This window comes from Salibacterium qingdaonense (assembly GCF_900114715.1).
Taxonomy (GTDB): domain Bacteria; phylum Bacillota; class Bacilli; order Bacillales; family Marinococcaceae; genus Salibacterium; species Salibacterium qingdaonense.
Map to the genome: position 1 here is coordinate 20,601 of NZ_FOTY01000011.1, position 23,201 is coordinate 43,801.

Consider the following 23,201-nt stretch of genomic DNA (forward strand, 5'->3'; position numbering starts at 1 on the left):
AACCGAAAATAGTAGTAACCGGCGGATAAAAGATGGCAGAGCATTGTTTTCTATTTCCATCAACAAGTCGGCAGCTGGAACAACCCCGTGTTCTCATGCTACTCGATTTTTCTTTGCTTCACCATTCCAGTCACAATCGGAGTGAAGACTCCTATTAGAATAATGGGCAGCATCCATTCCCCTGCCCCTTCTCTCCAGCCCAGGGCAATAGAGATCGATTCCACTAAGAGGAAAGCAAACATAATCAGGCAGATATTTTTCAGCTGGTTCACCATCTTCCGGCTGTGGCGGTAAAAACGGGCGGCATTGGATTCATTCAACCGCTTGGGATAGTTATGGATTTCCGGGAACTTTTCAAACAGCGTCATCAACAAAATAATAAAAACCCCGATGCCCGGCAGAATCAGAAGCTCCCATTTTGACCCCATGCGGTCCACCTCCCCTGCTGCGTTGTAGTGGGCAGGCACCTGTTCCGGAAGCGCGCTCCAGGTCAGGAGCAGAAAAACAATGGAACAGAAAAAACAGAAATACCCGGTGAAATCCCAACCTTTTTCGCTTTTTGTTTTTGGAATATTGATTTTAGGACGATTCTCTAACGCTGCCATCCATTCCTCTCCCTTTGAACAAACACTTCTGTGCTTTCTTCGTATTTTCATCATTGCAATCTATTCTTTATATTTAGGATAATGGAAATTACAACAGCTCACAAGAAGAGGTGATGGCATGAGTGAACTGGCTGATCTTTTAAGAGAATCAAACCATACCGTGGTGATGACCGGAGCGGGCATGTCCACGGAAAGCGGACTGCCGGATTTTCGTTCAAATACAGGGTTATGGCAAAACCGCGATCCGGCGGCGCTTGCGAGTGTGGATGCGATGGAACACCACCGCGGTGATTTCTTTGAATTTTACCGGTCGCGCATCGAGGCGCTGCACGGCGTCGAGCCCAATGCCGGACACCGGATTCTCGCAAAGTGGGAACAACAGAGTTTGGTGCAGAGCGTGATTACGCAGAATGTGGACGGGCTTCATCAGCAGGCCGGCAGCCGGAACACAGCGGAACTGCACGGTTCCATCGCGGGACTGCACTGCCATTCCTGCGGACACAACACCGGGAACGACCGCTACCTGGAACATGACACGACCTGCCCTGTCTGCGGTGGATTCCTGCGGCCAGGTATTGTGTTATTTGGTGAAATGCTGCCGGAGCAGGCGATTGCAACTGCGCAGCAGGAGGCCGCCCGGGCCGACCTTTTTCTCGTTCTCGGAACCAGCCTCACCGTCGCCCCCGCGTCACATTTTCCGGCGGAAGCCAAGCAGCAGGGCACCCGGCTCGCCATCGTCAATCAAATGCCGACCGACATGGATGACGAAGCAGACCTCCTCTTTCAGGGAGAAAATATCAGCACCGTGCTCAGCGAAGCCGATGCCTGCCTCCAGGACGGACCTTGATTCAGGGTCCGTTTTTTTATGATAATACCCCAGCACTGTTCCCCTTTCTTCCATAAAGTTTGAAAAATAATCTGACAACACATGCTTGTAATTGGAAATGATATGATACTATTTCTTTACATTATAGACGAAAGTCCGTGTTACAAAAGGAGTGTTTTTATGGAAGAGCTTCAGTTTCATATTGATATGGTGTGGATTATGCTGGGAGCGGTGCTGGTGTTTAGCATGCAGGCTGGTTTTACCGCTCTGGAATCCGGCCTGACCCGGGCGAAAAATTCTATTAACGTCGCGATGAAAAATATGACGGATATTCTGATAGCATCGGTCGTGTTCAGCCTGGTCGGCTTTCCGCTTATGTTCGGGGCGTCGTACGGAGGATGGTTCGGCACGGATGCTTTTTTCTTCGAGGGGATGGATGACTCGTTTACGTGGGCCTTTCTTATGTTTCAGATTGTGTTTGCCGGAACAGCGGCGACGATTGTATCCGGCGCCATCGCCGAGCGGGTGAAATTCAGCGGTTATATTCTCGGTACAATCGGTATTGTTATAATTATTTATCCAGTTTTCGGCCACTGGGCGTGGGGAAGCTTGTGGAATGCCGACCAGAGCGGCTGGCTGGAGGCAATGGGCTTTGTTGATTTTGCCGGGTCGACCGTCGTCCATTCCATCGGCGCCTGGACAGCTCTCGGCGCCCTTCTCGTAGTCGGCCCGCGTATTGGAAAGTTCGATCAAGACGGGCGGCCGGCGGAATTTGGCGGCAGCAACACCGTGTTGGCCGCGCTTGGTGTGATGGTGCTCTGGATCGGCTGGTTTGGATTCAACGGTGCCTCCACATTGACGGCTGATGGAAGCATCGCGCTTATTCTTTTAAACACACAACTTGCTGCGGCAGCCGGTGGTATCGCGGGTCTTGGGACCGGCCGCTGGATGCACGGAAAATTAAAAGCAGAAAGCTTGTTGAACGGAGTGATCGGCGGTCTCGTCGGTATTACGGCCGGGGCTCATCTTATGGATCCCCTGTCATCACTTGTCATTGGCTTTCTTGGCGGCGCAGCTGCAGTGGCGGGTGCCAAAGCACTGGAACGTTTCCGGATAGACGACGCCATCGGAGCTGTCGGTGCGCACGGTTTTGCGGGCGCCTGGGGAACTTTGGCAGTAGCTGTGTTTGCACCCATTGAAGCGCTCCCCGCCGCCGGGCGCGGAGCCCAGCTGCTCATTCAGTTTACCGGCGTGGCCGCTGCGTTTGGCTGGGCTTTCTCCCTCGGTTTTGCCCTCTACTGGATCCTGGATAAAGCCATTCATCTCAGGGTGTCAAAAGAAGACGAGCTTGCCGGGCTGAATGTGTCCGAGCACGGGGAACATATTGCGCTGGTGGATACCATCTCTGCGATGCAGGAAATCGCCGCATCCAAAGGAGACTTGACGAAAAAACTGCCGGTTGAGCCCGGCGAAGATAACGCGGAAGTCCATTCTGCTTTCAATACACTGCTGGACAAGTTGAATACATTAATAGGAGAAGTGAAAGCGCAGGCCCGGGTGGTTGAACAGGAAACCGGGCAGATCAGCGGCATCTCCTCGACCATCGAAGATCATTCTCATCATCAATATCAGTTCGTCAACGATTCGATCGGCTATTTTCATAATGCTTCACGGCAGTTTGAAGAAAACACTGCATCCACCCAGGAACTGATTGCCTCCATTCAGGAAACCTTCCAGTCGATCAGTGAATGGGGCCGGGATTTACAGGCGTTTAAAGAAGAACTCGACAGCATGCAGGGGGTTGTCCAGGAAGCCGATGAGTCGAACCGGCACGTGCAGCGATCGGTACAGCAGGTGAGCCGCACATTAACGGATATGAACGAACAGTCGACCGATATTCAAGATGCGATTTCAACCATTAATGGTATTTCCGAACGCATCAATCTTTTATCCCTGAATGCTGGAATCGAGGCGGTTCGTGCCGGAGAATCCGGGAAAGGATTTAAGGTCGTTGCCGAAGAGATCAAAAAGCTCGCGGAAGAAGCCAAAACCTCCACCTCGCGTATCACAGGGATCCTGGAGCAGAACACGGAAATGATTGCCTACGGAAACCGCAGCATGGAGGAATGCAGTGCACGAAGTACGAGCCTTCAGGAGACTCTCGGCCAGATACCAGTTCTTTTCTCGACGTTTCAGGAGAATATGGATCACATGACGCGGGGCACCGCGTCCATGAACGAACGGCTGGATCAGATGAAAACTGAAACCAGCAGACTCGGCACGTCCCAGCAGGAGCAGCTGGAAGAAATGCAGCGGCTGCTTTCGATGATGGACACGATGCAGGATACGACCGCCGAAAATGCCACCCTTGCCCGGCAGCTGCGGGAACAGATGCAGAGCCTGCAGGAGCGGAGCATGCAGCTAGGTGCCGAAGTGAATCAATTCACCATCGAAGAAGCACCTGCTGCCGGCTGGTAACCTTATTTTCTTCAACAAACCTGCCTGTAAAACAGCGCATGCCCATTTTTGGACGTGCGCTCTTCTACGATGCACTTCCTGCTGTGGAAACAATTATTGTGACTCTTAGACGCTGCCTAAACCACACATTTTCGGCTTGCCGCTCCAATTGTGACTCTTACCGCTTTTCTACGAGTCACAATCACAGCCTCTCTGCCAAATTGTGACGCTCAGACAGTCTGCTCATACAGGGAAACAACGTACCCGCAGCGGGCATTACAGGATCTGCAGTCTCACGGCTTCCCCGTATGCCGGCATGGAGGTATCCACTGCTTGAAACCATACTTTCACGTGCATCCCCGGTTTCAGTGCTGCACTGTTCTCCACATCATCTGCATCAAACTTTATGCCGTTTTCGTATTTTTTAAGAAGCTTCTTTGAAGACTCAGCTTTTGCTTCTCCTGGTTCTGCTCCCTTGATCATCAGCACGCTGTCTTCTTCCATCGACACAATCGTACCTGTTCTAGCGTTGTTTGCATTGGAGTCAGAATCCGCTGACATAAACTCTGACATGAACAGTCCTCCGGAGAAAAGCAGTCCCAGTACCACAACCAGTGCAGCAAGCAGTACTTTCTTCAACGTGCCCGCCTCCTTTTTTCTTCCTATTCTATCACATCCACCAAACATAAAGAGCGCACGCCCTATATTTGGACGTGCGCTGGTCTACGCTGCACTTTTTGCTTTTCAAACATTCATTGTAACTCTTAGACGCTGCCTAACCCTCACTTTTTCGGCTTGCCGCTCCAATTGTGACTCTTACCACTTTTCTACGCGTCACAATCGCAGTCGTTCTACCAAATTGTAAGGCTTAGCCATCTCCAAACCACGTGCTGCCTGTTCAAACCGCTCATCTGTCAGCAGAACGAGTCTTTGGATTTTGGCACAGATAGCCCAAACAGCGGCCGGATAAACAATGCGACAAACGTTCCGGCGAGGGCTAGAATGCCCCATAGGTAGCCGTGCAGACTGAAGGACGCGATGCCGGTGAAATAAGCGCCGATGTTGCACCCAAAGGCGAGGCGGGCGCCGTAGCCCATCAGCAGACCGCCGATGACAGCGGTGGATACGTTTTTCACGTTGACACTGGTGAAACGGAACAGGCCGCCTGCTGCTGACGCGATAAACGCGCCGAGGATGACACCGAAGTTCAAAACGCTGGTGCCATGGGCGAAAACACTGGACTGCAGCGTTTCAGCACTGCTTCCCTGCCAGTATCCCCAGCTGGCCACATCCATGCCCATCGTTTGAAGAACCTGGGAACCCCAGAGTGTGAACCCTGACGTGACACCCCAGCCGCTGCCGCGGGTAAGAAGCGTCAGCGCGTTAAGAACCGCCAGTACAACGGCTGCGGTGATGAGCGGCCATGACCCGCGGAGAACTCTTTTCCAGCCTGACGCTGTCGGAACCGGCGCCATACGGGGCGGCTGTGTCCTTTTCTCCCGGCGGAGGGTCCACCAGATAATGAATCCGAAAAAGAGAACCGAAACGGCCCAGGCGCCGAAATAACCGAGTCCGGTTGATGTCGCGAGCGATACAGAGCCGAATGACGGCATCTCTTCTGACCAGAACGGCAGGTGATAAGCGCCGAGCGTTGCGCCGATAATGAAAAAGAACAACGTCACAAACATGACCGTGCGGCCGCCGCCTACTGCGTACAGTGTACCGGATGCGCACCCGCCTCCAAGCTGCATGCCAAGACCAAACAAGAACGCACCGACAACCAGGCTGATACCGATTGGGTTTACGTTACCAGTGGCTGCTCCGCCGAAAAAGGTTGTACCTATGGCAAGAATCGGAGCGAACAGCGTAACGGCAACCGCGAGCATAACCATATGCGCCCGCAGCGCCTGCCCGTTGCCGACGGAGGCAAATCTCCGGAACGCCGATGTGAATCCGAATCTGGCATGAAATAACGTATAGCCAAGTAAAAGTCCGAGAATTAAAAGAATCGGCTGGGCCGGCTGCTGTGTCAGGGCCAGAAAGACCGTTAATACAGCAGCGACAATGAGGGCCCCGACAACAAGTGGTATCTGGGCTTGATTCAGCGAAGGCTCTTTGGCGCCTTCATGTTGATGACCGGTAACAGCTTCTGCTTGAACCGCCATATTATCCACCTCTTTCTTATAATACCTATATTATTAGTAGGGATTTAGAACAATCATATTATATACCGCCTTAAACCATATTGTAAAGTTAAATGCCCAGTTTTCTCATTTACTGGAGTACCGGGGATTTGTCGTTTTTTTGTTATCATAGAAGAGGCTGTATCAAAAATCTGTGAATAAAAAAATGCCTCGTCGACATATTGAGTATGCGCTGCAGGCGGACACTTTTCCTCCAGAGTACAAGAGCGGCATCGACTCGCAGATGCTCACTGCGTCTTCTTCCCTCTGGAGATGTATCTGTTTTTTTGCAGAAAAAGGGCCGTTACATCTGGAATCGAGCTTTGGCTGTTACGTACCGGAGTGGCTTCGTGGACACTGCATCGCCTGAAAAACACTTAGAGTCCACGGAGGTAGTGTTTGGGGACACTGAGACTTCCCCGCCGTCGGTTAGTGTCCTTTGATTTACGCCTGCACCCACTAATCCCTGATTCCAGCGGCGTAGTGGACATTAAGCGGTGCTTTGTGGATACTACGCCCCTATTTTTCGATAATAGTGTCCAAAACTGGAGGAATTGCAGCCGAAAGCGGCCCGCTGAAATACACGGCATGCACTTATCCTCCAGAGCACAACCGCGGCATTCCTTTCCTGCCTATGATTCAAAAAAAGGAGCTGTATCTGTTTGATACAACTCCTCTGTTCATTAATTCCGTATCAAGTAGTCAAAGGCGCCAAGAGCTGCAGAGGCTCCGGATCCCATTGACGTAATAATCTGTTTATACGGCATATCGGTGCAGTCGCCTGCCGCGAAGACGCCGGGAACATCGGTGGCGCCTGTTTTATCCGTGACGATTTCACCGAATTTATTCTTTTCTACCGTATCCTCAAGCCATGCGGTATTTGGATCAAGGCCGATCTGGACAAAAACACCGGCGAGTTCAATGCTGCGCTCTTCGTCAGATTCGCGGTCTACATAGCTCAACCCCTGCACCTTACTCTCGCCGTAAATTTCAGATGTACGTGCATTGGTGATAACCGTCACGTTGGAGAGGCTGTGCACCCGTTCCTGCAGCACGCTGTCTGCGTTCAATTCAGGCAGGAATTCGAGGATCGTAACGTGCTTGACGATACCGGCTAAATCGATCGCGGCTTCAATGCCGGAGTTCCCCCCGCCGATGACCGCTACATCTTTTCCTTCAAACATCGGACCGTCACAGTGCGGGCAGTAGGCGACGCCTTTATTGGTGAATTCCGCTTCGCCTGGTATACCGATCGTTTTCCAGCTCGCGCCGGTGGAAAGAACGATGGTTTTACTCTGCAGCGCCGCACCGTTTTCCAGTTTCAGCTCGAAATCGTCTTTTTTCTCCAGTGAGTCGGCGAGCATGGAATCCAGGATATCGACATCATAGTCGCGGACGTGTTCTTCAAGGCTCGCTGTCAGCTGCGGTCCTTCGGTGTACTTGGTCGCGACAAAGTTTTCGATCCCCTTGGTATCTGCTACCTGGCCGCCGAAACGATCCGCTACAATACCGGTACGAATGCCTTTTCTCGCCGCATAAATGGCAGCACTCGCGCCGGCCGGTCCACCGCCGACAATGAGCATGTCATACGGATCTTTATCGTTCAGGGCGTCGACATCCACTGCCGTATTTCCGAGTTTTTCAAGGATACTTTTCAGCGTCTGGCGTCCATCCACAAAAGCATCTCCATTTAAGTAGACAGACGGAACAGCCATCACATCTTTATTCTCTGCCTCGTCTTTAAAGGCTGACCCTTCAATCATCGTATGGGTGATATCCGGGTTAATGACACTCATAAGGTTCAGCGCCTGCACCACATCCGGGCAGTTATGGCAGGACAGGCTGACAAATGTCTCAAAATGAAGCGGACCTTGCAGCTGTCTGATTTGTTCAAGCACCTGCTCTTCTTCTTTCGGAGGACGGCCGCTCACCTGCAGCAGTGCCAGAACCAGGGACGTGAATTCGTGGCCGAGCGGTACACCGGAGAATACAACACCTGTATCTTCGCCGGGCCGGTTCACACTGAAACTCGGCACCCTCGGGAACTCTCCCTGTTCCATCGTGATTTTATCAGACATACCGGTGATTTCCTGCACGAGTTCATCTACTTCTTTCGAAACATCGTCGGAGCCGAACTGCACTTTCAGAACAATGTCGTTTTCGAGCAGTTTCAAATACTCTTTAAGCTGTGATTTAATTTCCTGATCGAGCATAGGGACCCTCTCTTTCTTTGTATCTCAACAGTAAGGAAGTTCGACGCCGTTAAACGTCGAACCCCCTTCAAAAAACCGTCATGTTTTTATTTTGCTGCGGATAACGGCGTTTCTCTTAAATTTTACCTACGAGATCAAGGCTCGGCTTCAGTGTTTCACCGTTTTCATCCCATTTGGCAGGGCATACTTCATCCGGATTTTCACGTACATACTGCGCTGCTTTGATTTTGCTGATGATGGTGCTTGCGTCACGGCCGATGCCGTCTGCGTTGATTTCCACCGTCTGAATCACGCCGTCCGGATCAATGATGAACGTACCGCGGTCAGCCAGACCTTCGTCTTCGCGCAGCACATCAAAGTTGCGGGAAAGCTGCTGGGATGGATCACCAATCATGGTGTACTCGATTTTGTTGATGGATTCCGAAGCTTCATGCCATGCCTTGTGTACAAAATGTGTATCTGTGGACACCGAATACACTTCTGTTCCAAGATTTTTCAGCTCTTTGTACTGTTCCTGCATGTCTTCGAGTTCTGTCGGGCAGACAAAGGAAAAGTCTGCTGGATAAAACACGACAACGCTCCATTGACCTTTAAAATTTTCTTCTGATACATCGATAAACTCACCTTGATGGAACGCCTTGGCTTGAAATGGCTCTACTTCTTTTCCTATTAGTGACATCGTATAGGTCCTCCTTCTTGAAAAAACAATATTGGATGTACGTTTTCTATAGTACCATTAAACTTGCCATTAATAAAAATATAATGGTTTTTTTATTATAAGAAGTATTAATAATTGTCACCAATTCATCAAATACATTCTCATAACTAAGAGTCCTTTCCCCCGATCAGTCAGTAAATAAACACAAGATTTTTTGAAAACGCTTTATTTTCTATTCTTAATGTATAGATCTAATTGAGAAAGAAAGGCTCTGTCAGCGCTTTAAAACAGCCTGCAGCGTTTTATTTCGATACAAATCGATTCCCCGTTTCCCAAAACCTGTAGGGATAGTCTCTAGCTTCTCCTGTATTCTCGATTCCTATCCGGGGCCCGGAAGAAATCTCTGCGGGATTTTGTCCCGGTATGATGTACAGCGGTTTTTCAGAAAAATGGCGTCCGTAATCCTCCATCGTGATGCCAAGGGCCTTCGTTAATTTCCCGGGACCGTTCGTTAATTCTATGTCCTTCTGCCGGTTCCGCCGCGTGCGCATGAGGTCGATTCCGTCCACCGGCTCAAGTGCCCGGATTAACACCGCTTCGGGCCTCCCTTCCGGTGCGGTCACTACGTTCACCAGACAGTGGGTGTGCATTTCAAACGTATAGACATGTCCCGGGGCATGGAACATAATTTCGGTTCTTTTTGTTCGTCTGCCACCATAACTGTGCGCGGCCCGGTCCTCAGGGCCTGTATAGGCTTCTGTTTCTACAATTCTACCGGCGGCGGCCCCGTCTTTTGTTTCTTTTACGAGTATACACCCAAGAAGATCTTCTGCTGTTTGCAGTGTAGATTCACAAAAAATTTTTTTGATATTGGAATGTCCCATTATTTCGCCTCACCTCGTACATGTTGGTATTTATAACGCTCTCAAACACAATATATGCGGTCAAGGTGCCCTTGACAGGACGGCAGTACAAGCGATATAGTTTGTCTACAAACATAGATATATGACGGAAACAGGCACCCTGTTTATTACCTTATCAGGATGGCGTGAATCTGCCGGGCTGCTTCCGGGATTTTCACTTCTTCTAAAAGAAAAACCGGCAGATCCGCTTGTTTTATGACACCGCCCGGTCTGGGGGAGACAGCCAGGTGTCAGATACCACGTATCCAGCTGGGTATTTTTACTTACGCTTCTCCCGCGCCCGCGCGCCGTAATTACAGTAAAAATACCTTTTTTTTACGGCTTTTATCTTTTATTATGAACACTTTATTCTACCAAGGAGGCAGCCATATGGAAACCAACTGGATCAGCAGTTCCCCCGGATACCCCCGGCTCGGGGAAAATCGCGAATGGAAACGGATCCTTGAAAGCTATTGGTCGGATAAAATCAGCAGAGAAGAATTTCTGCAGACGATGAAAGATCTCCGGCTTCAGTATCTGCAAAAACAAAAAGACAAAGGCATCGCGCTTGTTCCTTCCAGCGATTTTTCCTACTATGACCACATATTGGATACAGCTGTGATGTTCGGTCTTGTCCCCGAGCGGTTTCAAGGCAGCGGTGACATGCTGCAGACCTATTTCAACATGGCGCGCGGCACAGATGAAGCACCAGCGTGCGAAATGACAAAATGGTTCAACACCAATTATCACTACATCGTGCCGGAACTTGGTGAAATCACCCCGTCCCTTCAGGAAAACAAACCGCTTCAAGATTTCAAAGAAGCCAAAGAGGAACTGGGGATGGATACAAAGCCGGTCCTTATCGGGCCGTTCACGTTTCTGAAACTGTCCAAAGGGTACGAGACTGCCGACTTTGAAGCGAAACTGGAGCAGCTTCTGCCGCTTTACACGACTGTACTGCAGCAGCTTCAGGAAGCCGGTGCCTCCTGGGTGCAGATAGATGAACCTTCTCTCGTGCCGACAATAAGCGAAGAGGAATTCCGCTCTGTACAGCACATCTACGAGACGTTCGCCGCAGATGTTCCGGAACTCTCCATTCTACTTCAGACCTACTTTGAAGGTGTTCATTTTTACGAAAAGGTAACGAGCCTGCCCGCTGCCGGTATCGGGCTGGATTTTGTTCATGGATATGAGAAAAACATGGCCGCTCTGAAACAATTTGGATTCCCGGAAGACAAGACACTTGCCGCCGGCGTTATCGACGGACGCAACATCTGGCGCGCCGATCTGAAAGCCAAAGAAGAACTGCTGAAAGAAATCGATGCACATGCGCCCCAGTCGGATAAAATTGTGCAGCCGTCCTGCAGTCTGCTGCACGTACCAGTGACCAAAACACTGGAAACAAAGCTCGATTCCGTCCTTTACGGTGCCCTCTCTTTTGCAGATGAAAAACTGGAAGAGATTGCTGCACTTACGGATGTACTCAGTGGGCACAGTGCTGCAGATACTATGGAAGAAAACCAGCAGGCACTGAAAACTTTCGCAAAAACGTACCGGCAGCAATCTGCGGACTTAACAAAAGAACGTGAATCGCTGCCGTCCAAACGGGAGCTTCCCTTTGCTGAACGGAAAAAGTATCAGGATGAGACATGGGAACTTCCGCTTCTGCCGACAACAACCATTGGCAGTTTCCCGCAGACAAAAGAAGTCCGCGTAGCGCGTCAGCAGTTCCGTAAAGGAGAAAAGAGCCCGGAAGCCTATAACGAATTCATCCGCAGCAAAATCAAGGAATGGATTGATCTTCAGGAAGATATAGGCCTTGATGTGCTTGTACACGGAGAATTTGAGCGCAATGATATGGTCGAATTTTTCGGGGAAAAGCTGAACGGCTTTGCCTTCACAAGCTACGGCTGGGTGCAGTCTTACGGTTCCCGCTGCGTCAAGCCGCCGATCATTTACGACGATGTTACGTTTGAGGCGCCGATGACCGTGGAAGAGTCCCGTTACGCCCAATCGTTGACTGATAAGCCGGTAAAAGGTATGCTGACTGGTCCGGTGACAATTCTCAACTGGTCGTTTGAACGGGACGACATTCCAAGAAAGGAGACTTCTTTCCAGATTGCCGTCGCCCTCAGCCGTGAAGTGCAGGCACTGGAGGAATCCGGCATCAACATGATTCAGGTGGATGAACCGGCAGTACGGGAAGGTCTTCCGCTTAAGCGGGAGGAATGGGACGAATACCTGGATTGGTCTGTGACTGCGTTTCGGCTGGCCACGTCCAATATCAAGGCGTCCACCCAGATCCACACTCATATGTGCTACAGCGAATTTCAGGACATGATCGAGTCCATCCGGGATCTGGACGCCGATGTCATTTCCATCGAAACGTCCCGCAGCCACGGCGGGCTGATCGAGTCCTTTGAAACAGCTGTATATGATAAAGGAATCGGACTCGGTGTGTATGATATTCACAGTCCGCGGGTTCCTTCCGTCGACGAAATGAAAGATATGATTGACCGTGCGCTGCGCGTGCTGCCGGCGGATCTGTTCTGGATCAACCCTGACTGCGGCCTGAAAACAAGGAACACACCGGAAACGGTCGACTCTCTGAAAAATATGGTTCGCGCAGCAAGAGAAAGTCGGGAAACACGAGAAATGCCTACTAAGTAAAACAGAGGGGGGCCGCTGCACGGCACCCTAATGATGGAGGAATCAAAGTGACAGTAATTACGAAAGACAACGGTAACCGGGAACTCCCTTTTGACAGAGATCGCCTGAGCCGTTTCATTGACGACGTAACAGCCGGCTACCCCAATCTATCCATACTGGATTTCAAAAATGACGTAACGACCAATATTGAATTCAAGGACACGTACGCTTCCGAGCAGATCACCCACCTGCTTGCGTTAAACGCATCCGAACGGATTGACCGCACAGAACCGGACTGGACGTATGTCGCTGCCGGTATTTATCTGCGCCAGCTGTATAAAGAAGCTTCTAAAAACCGCGCGTATGACACGGATGAAAAATACGGCTCTCTCTACGGGCTGCTGAAAGTCCTTGGTTCCAAAGGTGTTTATGACCAGACCCTCCTGAGGGACTATTCCAAAGAGGAAATCATGGAGCTTGAAAAAGCAATCGACCCGGAGCGGGATAAGCTGTTTACATATGTCGGGATTCTGACACTTGCCCACAAGTACCTGGCTAATGATAAAAACAATCATGTATTTGAGCTGCCGCAGGAACGCTTCATGATTATTGCGATGAAACTGATGATAAATGAGCCGGTTTCCAAGCGTCTTGACCTCGTAAAAGAAGCTTACTGGGCGCTGTCGAACCTCTACATGACGGTTGCTACACCGACGCTCACAAACGCCGGCAAAAATACCGGACAGCTCAGTTCCTGCTTTATCGATACCGTTGATGACAGCCTGCGCAACATTTTCGATTCCAACACGGATGTTGCCAACCTGTCGAAAAATGGCGGCGGTGTCGGTATCTATTTCGGCAAACTCCGCAGCCGCGGTTCGGACATCAAAGGTTACACAGGTGTTGCCGGCGGCATCATGGGCTGGATGAAACAGCTGAACAATACCGCCGTCTCGGTCGATCAGCTCGGTCAGCGCCAGGGGGCATTCGCCGTCTACCTCGACGTATGGCATAAAGATATCTACGAGTTTCTTGACGCGAAGCTCAACACCGGTGACGAGCGTCTGCGCACCCATGATATTTTCACCGGCGCCTGCATTCCGGATCTTTTCATGGAAAAAGTCGAGAACCGCGAAGACTGGTACCTGTTTGATCCGCATGAAGTGCAGACCGTGATGGGCTGGTCCCTTGAAGATTTCTATGATGAAAAAGAAGGAGCCGGTTCCTTCCGTGAAAAATATCAGCAGTGCATCGACCACCCGGATCTGAGCCGCGAACGCGTACCTGCCATCGATATCATGAAACGTATTATGAAGTCACAGCTTGAAACCGGCACGCCGTATATGTTCTACCGCGATACAGTGAACCGGGACAACCCGAATAAGCACGCCGGCATCGTGTACAGCTCCAACCTCTGCACCGAAATCATGCAGAACATGAGCCCGACGACCGTGAAAGAAGAATATTTGACCGAAGAAGGAACCATCATTACCGAGAAATCTCCGGGAGACATGGTTGTCTGCAACCTCTCTTCAATTTCGCTTGCCAAGTCGGTACGTGAAGACGTGCTGGAGCGTCTCATTCCCATTCAGGTCCGTATGCTTGATAACGTCATTGACCTGAATACAATCGACGTGCTGCAGGCGCGCCATACCAATGAACGGTACCGCGCAGTCGGACTCGGCACATTCGGCTGGCATCACCTGCTTGCCCTCGAGGGGATAAGCTGGGAAACAGACGAAGCCGTAGAACTGGCCGACCGTCTGTATGAAAAAATCAATTACCTGACGCTGAAAGCTTCCCGCGATCTTGCGATAGAAAAAGGTTCCTATCCACTATTTGAAGGAAGCGAATGGCAGTCCGGCCGGTATCTGGAGCGCACGTACCGCACAAGCGGTAACGGCTGGACCGATGACGCATGGCGCGAACTGTCCGAATCCATCCAGGAAAACGGACTCCGTAACGGCTATCTGATTGCGGTAGCACCGAACGCTACGACGTCCTTGATTGCCGGTTCCACCGCGAGCATTGATCCGGTTTTCCGCCAGGAACACGTGGAAGAGAAAAAAGGCTTCCGTTCTCCTGTCACAGCACCGGACATCAATTCAAAGACGATCTGGTACTACAAATCCGCATTCAACCTCGACCAGTCGTGGAGCATTAAGCAGAACGCCGCCCGCCAAAAGCATATTGACCAGGCCGTCAGCTTCAACCTGTATATCCCGCGCAGCATCAAAGCCAAAGACCTGCTTGGGCTGCACATGCAGGCGTGGCATTCTGGTTTGAAAACGACGTATTACACAAGATCCACCTCGTCCGTCGTAGAGGACTGCGAAAGCTGCGAAAGCTGATAACAACGCTGAAAAGGAGCATAAGACATGTCGACTATTCATAAACGCGAACTCTATGACACCCAGGCACCGAACAAATCGACAGGAATTATTAACGGAAGCAGCTCCAACATTTTGAACTGGGACGACACGGCACGTAAATGGGCCTACCCGATGTACAAGAACATGCTGCGTAACTTCTGGATTCCGGATGAGGTTCCGCTTGTTAACGATAAAAGCCAGTACGAGACGCTGACCGAAGACGAGCGCGAAGCCTTTAACAAAATCATCGGCCTGCTTGCTTTTCTCGACAGCGTACAGACCGACTTTTCCTCGAAAGTGGCTGACTATCTGACGGACTCCAGTCTGTCTGCCCTCATGTCGGTTCTTGCGTTTCAGGAAGTTGTCCACAACGAGTCCTATACGTACGTTCTGTCGAGTGTAACCGACAGCAAGACGCAGGAAGAGATTTTTGAGTACTGGAAGACTGATGAAGTGCTGCTTGAGCGGAACAAGTTTATCGCCGACGGCTACACCGAGTTTACAGAGAACCCAACCAAAGAGAATTTTGTCCGCGCCATCGTTTATGACGTGGTCCTTGAAGGGCTGTTTTTCTACTCCGGGTTTGCGTTTTTCTACAACCTCGCCCGCAACGAAAAAATGCTCGGCACCGCTAAGATGATAAACTTCATCAACCGCGATGAGCAGCTTCACGTCCGGCTGTTCTGCAACATTCTCAAAGAAACTCTTGAGGAGAACCCGGAACTCAATACCGATGAATTTGCCCAGTTCGTGCATGACACGTTCCTGCGTGCGGCCGAACTCGAAATTAAATGGGGGAATTACATCATCGGCAACAAGATCGAAGGCATCAACTCCAACGAGCTGGAGAGCTATATCAAATTTATGGCCAATAAACGTATCAAAGAACTCGGTTTCCCTCACGTTTTTGAAGGCTATACAAAGAATCCAATGCGCTGGATTTCTGTCTATAACGACAATACAACCGGCAAGGCCGATTTCTTTGAAACGACCGTTACCGATTACAACCTTGTTGATTCCGATAACGACTTTGACTCCCTGTAAAGAAACGTAACAAATGCAGCAATGCCAAAGAGGCCCGGTTTCCGCGGGCCTCTTTCTTTTTTTGCACTGGAAGAAGGATGGAGATACATATGAACGAAGAAAAAAGCACCTGGATGACGCCCAAAAATCTGATACTGGTGTTCGGTATTATTTTTGTGGCGTTTAATTTACGTCCGGCCATCACGTCGGTCGGTCCACTGATTGGCATCATCCGCGAAGACACCGGCATCACAAACGGGGCAGCTGGTCTATTGAATACACTGCCGCTCCTGGCGTTTGCCGCCCTTTCCCCTCTCGCACCTGCGGCCGGACAGCGGTTTGGCAAGGAACGGATTGTGTATGCCGGATTACTGCTTCTCACGGCGGGCATTGTGCTGCGCGCAGCCGACATACTCCCTGCCGTTTACGTTGGAACCGCCATGGCCGGCGGGGGTATCGCGATTGGGAACGTTCTGCTTCCCGGCGTCGTGAAAGAGCGATTCCCACAGCATGTCGGCACGATGACAGGGCTGTACACGACATCCATGGTCCTTTTTGCAAGTGCCGCTTCGGGGCTCAGCCTCCCTCTCACCAACGGGCTGAATCTCGACTGGCATATGTCGCTCGGTTCGTGGGCGCTGTTATGCGTGCCCGCTCTTTTGCTCTGGCTCCCGCAGCTCAGGCAGAAACCGGAGTCTTGCAGCCAGGGCTTATCCGTAGAAAATGAAGCATCGGTCTGGCGTTCACCACTTGCCTGGCAGGTCACACTGTTTATGGGCCTGCAGTCGTTTTTATTCTACTGCTTGATTACGTGGCTGCCGGAAATTCTGCAGGCGCGCGGCCTCGATCCGGCTGCAGCGGGATGGCTGCTGTCCATCATGCAGTTTGTCAGTCTTCCGCTGTCCTTTTTCATTCCGGTTCTGGCCGCCCGTCTTTCCCATCAAAAAGGGATTGTGTCCGGAATCAGTCTTCTTTACATCATAGGTCTCTCCGGGCTGTTTATCGATGGACCTGTCATTTTACCGATTATCAGCGTTTTGCTGTTCGGACTAGCCCAGGGGGGAGCGCTCAGTCTTTCATTGACGCTGCTCGGACTGCGGGCCCGTACCGCTTCACAGGCATCACGTCTTTCCGGCATGGCCCAGTCTTTCGGTTATCTTCTCGCTGCCGTTGGTCCTTTTTCGACAGGACTGCTGTTTGATATGTACCAGAGCTGGATGCCCGCCCTTATCATTTTTGTCATCGTGACAGCCGTTATGTTCTGGTCGGGAATAAAAGCAGGAGAAGACCGTTATATTCTGCCCTCTTGATTTGCTGCAGCTGTGAAGGTTTCTTTCAAAAGAGCCAGGCGTTCCAGCTTATTTAAGCCAAAGCAGTATTCGCCCGTCATATCAAACGAAAAGGGAACCCGGGGTGTTTTCACGTATTGAAGTACATCCATGGAGGTGAACCAGTCCTTTCTCCAAATGCGGCGGGGCTGCCTGTCCCGCCAGACCGCGCCGAGTTCCGGACTGTACAACAGCGGCGCGTCCGTTCTGATTTTTTCAGCAATCAACCGTTCTTTCGGGCGTGCTGCGCGTCCTCGGGTTGTAAACAGACCGGGCCAGTAGTCACGGCGTGATCCGGAATGAGACACCTCTTTCATCCACGTGTTCACCCCGTCCTGCACCTCTTTTATACCAAAAAGCACCGCATACATCCGTTTGCCGGCTTCAATTCGTTCGGACAATGATGCAAAATGTTCAAGAGTCAGCCCGGCCAGACGGATACTGCTTTTCTCCCGGTAAGGAAACACAACTTGAGTCATCTGCAGCAGTTCCTGCGTGATAAACGGGAATGTCTGCAGCACACGTTGTTGAAAAGAATCGCTTTGGATCACCCGCTTTTCAATATAATGCTGCTCATTGATGATCAGTGCTGTCGTTAACAGTACCGGGTTACGGTGAATCCAAAAATCATCCCAGAATGGCTGCATGAACCGGGAGACGTGAAAAGATGGAAGCAGGTGAAAAAGATTCCTTCCCCGGCGTTTACTTTCCACGTACAACAGCAGCTGCGGATACGCATCCTGAAAGATGAGGAAATTAGCCGTTTCATAAAGGTCAAACAAGTTTTTCCGCTTTTCTTCAGACAACAGCTCCGGCAGCCACTCTCCTTTTAAATCTGTCATGCACCAGCCGCTGCTGCGCGACACCATGTGGGCGAGCATCGCCCAGTGAAGCTCCTCGTTTTGAAGATATATCCGGCGGTAGCATTCGGTTCGTGTGATATTATTACGGGCTCCCTCTCTTGTCTGCTGTTTGATTCGTTCCACGATATCTTTCTCATTAGACTCAGCCTCCCACCCGCGTACCCGTTGCTGCAGTTTTCGGCTCATCTCCGACCTGCTCTTTGGTGTAATTCTAAACATATCCCGGCGCCGCTCCGCCTTTATATGACGAACCGTACTCCCCGCCTTGGACTCCATAGGTAATATCAAACGTGCCAATGGATCCAATCCTTCCTCCCTCCTTTCCATTTTTTAAGTAAAACCTTCACTTCATGCTTGTGTCAGGATAAAAGCAGGACTCGCTGCAGACACTGAAGGGTGGAGGTGATGATAGTGCTGTCGCTGCGGAGTCTGTTTCATAACATCCGGTCCAATTTTCTCTATGTTCCGTCCCTTTACGGACTTGGTGCCTGCTTACTGGCGGTGCTCAGTGTATACATCGACTCTCGTTTTCTGCCACAGGCCGCACCCGTCTGGATCCCCTCCCCGCTGTTTATACCGCTGGAACTCTCACGCACGATTTTAGGCGCCATTTCAGCGGCCCTGCTTACGATGACAACCATCACCTTTTCCACCATCCTTGTCGTCTTAACAACCTACCTGTCCGAATTCTCGCCGCGCACCCTGCAGAATTTCATCAGTGATGCGAAAACACAGCGGGTGCTCGCTTTTTTCACGGCCGGCATCATTTATTCCCTTCTGCTTCTGCTGTTTCTGCGGGGCGGAGAGGAGGCTGTTTTTTTGTCACCTTCCCTCGCTGTATTTTTTGCGATAATTTGCGTCTTTATGTTTGTTTTTTTTATCCATCACGTGTCCAGCTGGATCCAGGTGAGCAGCCTGCTGCATTACATCACAAAAGACACATTGGAAAAAATAGAGAAAGAACTGCCTGATTTGCCTTCATGGGCGCCGGTTGTTCCGTGGGAAGACTGGGAAAGCGAAGATATTAAAACGATAAGCCCGTCACCGGTGCGCTCCGCGGATTCCGGGTATATTCAGCACATCGATACAAAGGGGATAATACGCAGGGCATCACGCGATGATTGTATCGTGCGGATTAATGCGGAAGTCAGTGATTATATAGAGCAGGGAGCTCCTTTTCTGTCGGTGTGGGAGCAGGGAAAAAAGATCCGTTCCGCTCATTACAGACCTTTTGTGACCCTTGGAGCGGAAAAGTCGTCGAGTGACACGATCGAACTGGCCTTAATTAAGATTGTGGAAATCGCCCTCCGCGCCCTTTCTCCCGGCATTAATGACCCGAACACTGCGGTTGCCTGTATCAAAAATCTCGGCAAAATCCTTGCCCGGCTCGGCCGCAAGCAGCTGCCCCGGACGTTTCATTACGACGCCTCCGGAGACCTGCGCCTGATCATGAAGCAGCCTGCTTTTTCGGATTATCTGTACACATCGTTTCATCAAATCCGGCAGTACGGATTTCAAGACCTGGCCGTGTTATCGGCGGCGCTCGATGCCTTCATTCTTATGGCCGACGTCAACGCAGATGAGGTGAAAAGCATCATTTGGGAATTCACCGAATACGTGATGGAAGGGCTGCAGCGCGAGGACCTGCTGACTCTTGACCGGAAACACCTGAACCACAAACTTCGCACGCTTGCCTCCATCTGCGGGCGCCGCCACCAGTTCCAGCCGCTGTAACCCGGCCCCCGCAGCACACTACTCCTGCTTTACTGAAAGGTTTTACTTTTCAGAAAAAAATCACTATAATTATTGATGTTACCTATATTCTGTGAATAAGGACTGGTGTGTATGGCAAAGACAAGAAAGCCTTTAGGGTGGGGGAGTATCTCCCTTTTTGTTTTCGTGTGTAGTACATTTGTTTCGTTCTGGTCGTTTAACAGACAATTGCTTGGAGAACATATAGTCGATTACCTGCATCTTGATATCAGCTATATTGTTATTACGATTGTTTTATTGGGACTCAGTATCATACTGGGATGGAAATTTCCGAAACACCTGTTTTCAAAATCAGGTTTAATCTCTTCTTCCATTTTTCTAAACCTGCTCCTCGTGCTGTTCGTTATAGATATCATCCTATCCATTTTCAACATGGTGCTTTGACAGCACACCTTTTCGTAAATAATACACAGGCGTTTCTTCCACCAAAAAAAGGAGCTGTACCTCTTGATACAGCTCCCTTTTTAGCAATGTTGTGTCCCTTTCATGATGTCCGCGTGATTTGTGGTTTTTTTACCGTACTTCGACTTCCACGGTGCCAAGGGTGGTGGTGGTTCCGCCGTCTTCTGCATTTAGGTAAACCTTGGCTGCGCCTTCGGATTCTCCGTGCAGGGTGATGTCATGGGCGGATAGTGTACCTTGAGGCTGCAAGGTCTTGGTCAACGCCCCTTCCTTTTCATCAAGACTAACAACATCAGGGTTGCTGACGCGCAGAATAATCCCGCCGGAGGCTTCATTGATATAAGACGTATCTTCTATACTGAACATCTCCTCCACCGGCATCGAGAGCGTGCTGCTCTCCTCGTCAAATCCCTTCGTCCCTTCTATCGTATTTAATCCAATATTCAAGCCTTCGGTCTGCTCGGTGGCCGTCTGCTGATCTGTTGTGTAATAATTTTGTAAGATTTCGTTCAGGGAAAACGAGTTCATAGATGTATCAGTGCCTGCGGCGGCTGCACTTCCACCGGCGGATGCAGCTGTCACGGCAACGGCTGCTCCAATCAATGTTTGTTTTACGATACGGGTTATTTTTTGTTTGAACATGATTTGTTCCTCCTTAAAAAGCGTTCGTCTCTGTCGTTCTATTAGATACGTTCCTTTTTTGTTACAAACTTAAACGTTAAATTAAGATAATATTACATTTTAGATACAAAAAGATTACAAAAAGAAAGAGAATAACAGAGACACAAAGGAGAAAACTATACGAAAAAGGGGGAAAGGATGTGGAGACTATCACTGAACTTTTCACCGTGGCCGGGCGCATCATCACGATTCTTCCCCTTCTTCTTTTGATGGCACTGTTCATGGGAAAGCGCGCCATCGGGGAGCTGCCCGTGTTCGACTTTTTGATTGTCCTGACGCTTGGTTCCGTCGTCGGCGCGGACATTGCCGACCCTGACATCCAGCACGTACACACAGCCGTCGCCGTTGTTCTCATTGCGCTGCTGCAGCGCGGTGTGGCAATGCTTAAAATAAAAAACAGGACGATTGGAAAATACATTACATTCAAACCGACCGTCGTTATTCAAAACGGGACATTTATCCGAAGTAACCTGAAAAAAATACGCTATTCCGTGGACAATGTACTCGAGGCCCTTCGTGAGAAAGACATTTTCAACGTAGACGATGTAGAAACCGCGGTCGTTGAAGCGAATGGCAGCCTCAGTGTGTTAAAAAAACCGGCAAAATCCACAGTAACAATTGAAGATACACCATACCTCAAACAGTCCTCGGCGATTGCGTTTCCGGTTGTCATCGAAGGCATCATCCAACACGACGTGCTCCGCCGTCAGAACGTCGATGAAACCTGGCTGCAAGACGAACTTGCTGCCCAGGGTATCACCGATATCGAAGAGGTTTTCTTCGCTTCGCTGACCCGGGAACTTCAACTGCACGTATCCCTGCAATATGCTGATACCCTTTCATTACCCCCTATTCTGCACTAAAAAACCACCTGAGGTGCTCCAGGTGGTTTTTGCATTATTTTTCGATGAACATCTGGGTCCAGTAATTTCCATTCTCTTCATAGCCTATGCCAATATGGGTGAGCTCCTCGTTTAAAATGTTTTTTCGATGACCTTCACTGTTCATCCAGCCTTCCACCGCCTGCTCCGGAGTTGTCTGGCCGGCGGCGATATTTTCCGCTGCCGCCTGAAAATCAGCCCCGTATTCTTTCAGCATCTGAAACGGAGATCCATAGGTCGGTGACTGATGGGCAAAGTAATCATTGGCTGCCATATCTTCCGATTTTGCCTGCGCTGTTTCAGCCACCGTCCCATTTTCCTGTAAAGGATTAAGTCCCCGCTTGGTGCGTTCCTCGTTCGTCAGGGCTATGACTTCAGCTTTGAGATTTTCCTCTCCCGGATTCCCCTGCTCCGTCTTCTGTTTTTCCCGGCTCTCCACTTGTTCTTCCTGTTGTTTTTCTGTCTCCGTGTCTTGTTCGTCATCCGGAAGCAGGTCAAATGGGATATTGTCTCCCCCCTCTTCCCTTTCCTCATCAACGATCGTCAGCGGTTGATTATCTCCGGTGTCCTGTTCCGCCTGCTGGCAGCCGCTGATGAAAAGAAGCAGGCATGATGCGGTGCATAAAAAACCTTTCATGATTTCACTCCTTTTCTCATACCATGAATGAACTACTATTACTATGGACCAGCCTGCTTGATTTTAACCGTGCAGGCCGGCAAAGGAGTGTCTTTTTTGAAAATATGCGACTTCCCCGTTTCCATTCAGACATACCGCCTTATGGAAGAACCGGTGTTTTTCCCGTGGATCGTTCACCCCGGCGCAGAAGCCGTCAACCAGGACATATTCTCCCGCGTGTACGGCATGTTTCAAAAATTGCAACAGGAGGGGTATTACCAGCCCGGAGTGACAGACATTCAAGGATCATTCCGCGTTAAAAACAATCAAGAGTGTATTGTCAGTTTTACGTTTTCCCTGTTTGCCAATTCCCCTCAGCTTGCGCATCCGGTGGAATACATGGATTCGGTGACAGCGGACGTGTCCCGGGATAAGGTATATTCGCTGTCAGAGCAGTTTCAGCCGGGCAGCAATTGGAAAGAGAACGTAAACCGGATCATTGAAGCGCAGATAAAAGAACGTGACATTCCTCTTTTGAACGGTTTCCCGGGAGTCAGTCAGGATCAGAAGTATTATCTTGCCGACAAAAGCCTTGTCATTTATTTTGATCAATACGATATCACGCCGGGATACGCCGGATTTCCGATGTTTCCTATCTCCGGATACTCTCTGCAGTCCGTCGTCCGCGAGTCTTCTCCGCTTGGAATGATGTTAAGCGGCGGATGACATGATATAATAAGGCGACACAACAAGTACATCTGGAGGTTCT

Annotated in this window: 19 protein-coding genes; 10 read left to right on the forward strand and 9 right to left on the reverse strand. The window is 50.2% G+C overall.

Going from position 1 to position 23,201, the window contains the following annotated elements; all coding sequences use genetic code 11:
- Positions 1–98 precede the first annotated feature (98 nt).
- On the reverse strand, positions 99–605 hold the full coding sequence (locus tag BM058_RS10000) for a DUF1648 domain-containing protein (RefSeq protein ID WP_090926899.1): 507 nt from the start codon (positions 603–605) through the stop codon (positions 99–101).
- 118 nt (positions 606–723) lie between these two features.
- Between BM058_RS10000 and BM058_RS10005 the strand changes: the two genes are divergently transcribed.
- Both BM058_RS10005 and amt read left to right on the forward strand, forming a co-directional pair.
- Positions 724–1,452, forward strand: coding sequence for an NAD-dependent deacylase (locus BM058_RS10005; protein ID WP_090926900.1), 729 nt, complete (start codon positions 724–726; stop codon positions 1,450–1,452).
- 159 nt (positions 1,453–1,611) lie between these two features.
- Positions 1,612–3,909: an ammonium transporter gene (amt, locus tag BM058_RS10010; protein ID WP_177195509.1), complete on the forward strand. Its 2,298-nt coding sequence runs from the start codon at positions 1,612–1,614 to the stop codon at positions 3,907–3,909.
- Between the two features lie 255 nt (positions 3,910–4,164).
- On the opposite strand, the gene BM058_RS10015 is transcribed toward amt, so the two are convergent.
- The 5 genes from BM058_RS10015 to BM058_RS10035 all read right to left on the reverse strand — a co-directional run bounded on the left by BM058_RS10015 (position 4,165) and on the right by BM058_RS10035 (position 9,826).
- The gene (locus BM058_RS10015) at positions 4,165–4,527 is read right to left on the reverse strand and encodes a DUF3221 domain-containing protein (protein WP_177195510.1); all 363 of its coding nucleotides are present in this window, start codon (positions 4,525–4,527) and stop codon (positions 4,165–4,167) included.
- Positions 4,528–4,802: 275 nt separating this feature from the next.
- Positions 4,803–6,053 (reverse strand): YeeE/YedE family protein, encoded by a 1,251-nt coding sequence (locus BM058_RS10020; protein ID WP_090926903.1) that lies wholly within the window; start codon positions 6,051–6,053, stop codon positions 4,803–4,805.
- 701 nt (positions 6,054–6,754) lie between these two features.
- Positions 6,755–8,284, reverse strand: a complete 1,530-nt coding sequence (gene ahpF / locus BM058_RS10025; protein WP_090926904.1) for an alkyl hydroperoxide reductase subunit F — start codon at positions 8,282–8,284, stop codon at positions 6,755–6,757.
- 115 nt (positions 8,285–8,399) lie between these two features.
- Complete coding sequence (gene ahpC / locus BM058_RS10030) at positions 8,400–8,963, reverse strand: alkyl hydroperoxide reductase subunit C (RefSeq protein ID WP_090926905.1); 564 nt, start codon at positions 8,961–8,963, stop codon at positions 8,400–8,402.
- A 281-nt stretch (positions 8,964–9,244) separates the two neighbouring features.
- Positions 9,245–9,826, reverse strand: a complete 582-nt coding sequence (locus tag BM058_RS10035; protein ID WP_090926906.1) for a DNA-3-methyladenine glycosylase — start codon at positions 9,824–9,826, stop codon at positions 9,245–9,247.
- A 408-nt stretch (positions 9,827–10,234) separates the two neighbouring features.
- Between BM058_RS10035 and metE the strand changes: the two genes are divergently transcribed.
- The 4 genes from metE (at position 10,235) to BM058_RS10055 (ending at position 17,198) form a co-directional block, all read left to right on the forward strand.
- On the forward strand, positions 10,235–12,514 hold the full coding sequence (gene metE / locus BM058_RS10040) for a 5-methyltetrahydropteroyltriglutamate--homocysteine S-methyltransferase (RefSeq protein WP_090926907.1): 2,280 nt from the start codon (positions 10,235–10,237) through the stop codon (positions 12,512–12,514).
- A 47-nt stretch (positions 12,515–12,561) separates the two neighbouring features.
- Positions 12,562–14,844, forward strand: a complete 2,283-nt coding sequence (locus BM058_RS10045; protein WP_245736930.1) for a ribonucleoside-diphosphate reductase subunit alpha — start codon at positions 12,562–12,564, stop codon at positions 14,842–14,844.
- A gap of 27 nt (positions 14,845–14,871) precedes the next feature.
- Positions 14,872–15,909, forward strand: coding sequence for a ribonucleotide-diphosphate reductase subunit beta (locus BM058_RS10050; protein WP_090926909.1), 1,038 nt, complete (start codon positions 14,872–14,874; stop codon positions 15,907–15,909).
- An 89-nt stretch (positions 15,910–15,998) separates the two neighbouring features.
- Positions 15,999–17,198 (forward strand): CynX/NimT family MFS transporter, encoded by a 1,200-nt coding sequence (locus BM058_RS10055; protein ID WP_245736931.1) that lies wholly within the window; start codon positions 15,999–16,001, stop codon positions 17,196–17,198.
- Here BM058_RS10055 and BM058_RS10060 read toward each other — a convergent pair.
- Positions 17,180–18,385 (reverse strand): DUF2515 family protein, encoded by a 1,206-nt coding sequence (locus BM058_RS10060; RefSeq protein ID WP_177195511.1) that lies wholly within the window; start codon positions 18,383–18,385, stop codon positions 17,180–17,182. The genes BM058_RS10055 and BM058_RS10060 overlap by 19 nt on opposite strands.
- A 99-nt stretch (positions 18,386–18,484) precedes the next feature.
- Here BM058_RS10060 and BM058_RS10065 point away from each other — a divergent pair, with 99 nt between their 5' ends.
- Both BM058_RS10065 and BM058_RS10070 read left to right on the forward strand, forming a co-directional pair.
- Positions 18,485–19,813 carry a DUF2254 domain-containing protein gene (locus tag BM058_RS10065; RefSeq protein WP_090926912.1) on the forward strand — a complete coding sequence of 443 codons (1,329 nt, stop codon included), beginning with the start codon at positions 18,485–18,487 and terminating at the stop codon, positions 19,811–19,813.
- Between the two features lie 111 nt (positions 19,814–19,924).
- Positions 19,925–20,236, forward strand: a complete 312-nt coding sequence (locus tag BM058_RS10070) for a hypothetical protein (protein WP_090926913.1) — start codon at positions 19,925–19,927, stop codon at positions 20,234–20,236.
- 129 nt (positions 20,237–20,365) lie between these two features.
- Here BM058_RS10070 and BM058_RS10075 read toward each other — a convergent pair whose 3' ends face one another.
- On the reverse strand, positions 20,366–20,896 hold the full coding sequence (locus BM058_RS10075; protein ID WP_090926914.1) for a hypothetical protein: 531 nt from the start codon (positions 20,894–20,896) through the stop codon (positions 20,366–20,368).
- A gap of 179 nt (positions 20,897–21,075) precedes the next feature.
- Here BM058_RS10075 and BM058_RS10080 point away from each other — a divergent pair, with 179 nt between their 5' ends.
- Positions 21,076–21,798 (forward strand): DUF421 domain-containing protein, encoded by a 723-nt coding sequence (locus tag BM058_RS10080; RefSeq protein WP_143083010.1) that lies wholly within the window; start codon positions 21,076–21,078, stop codon positions 21,796–21,798.
- Positions 21,799–21,832: 34 nt separating this feature from the next.
- Here the strand turns inward: BM058_RS10080 and BM058_RS10085 are convergent, their stop codons facing one another.
- Positions 21,833–22,453 carry a CAP domain-containing protein gene (locus tag BM058_RS10085; protein WP_090926915.1) on the reverse strand — a complete coding sequence of 207 codons (621 nt, stop codon included), beginning with the start codon at positions 22,451–22,453 and terminating at the stop codon, positions 21,833–21,835.
- A gap of 96 nt (positions 22,454–22,549) precedes the next feature.
- Here BM058_RS10085 and BM058_RS10090 point away from each other — a divergent pair, with 96 nt between their 5' ends.
- Positions 22,550–23,158, forward strand: a complete 609-nt coding sequence (locus BM058_RS10090) for an RsiV family protein (RefSeq protein ID WP_177195512.1) — start codon at positions 22,550–22,552, stop codon at positions 23,156–23,158.
- Positions 23,159–23,201 lie beyond the last annotated feature (43 nt).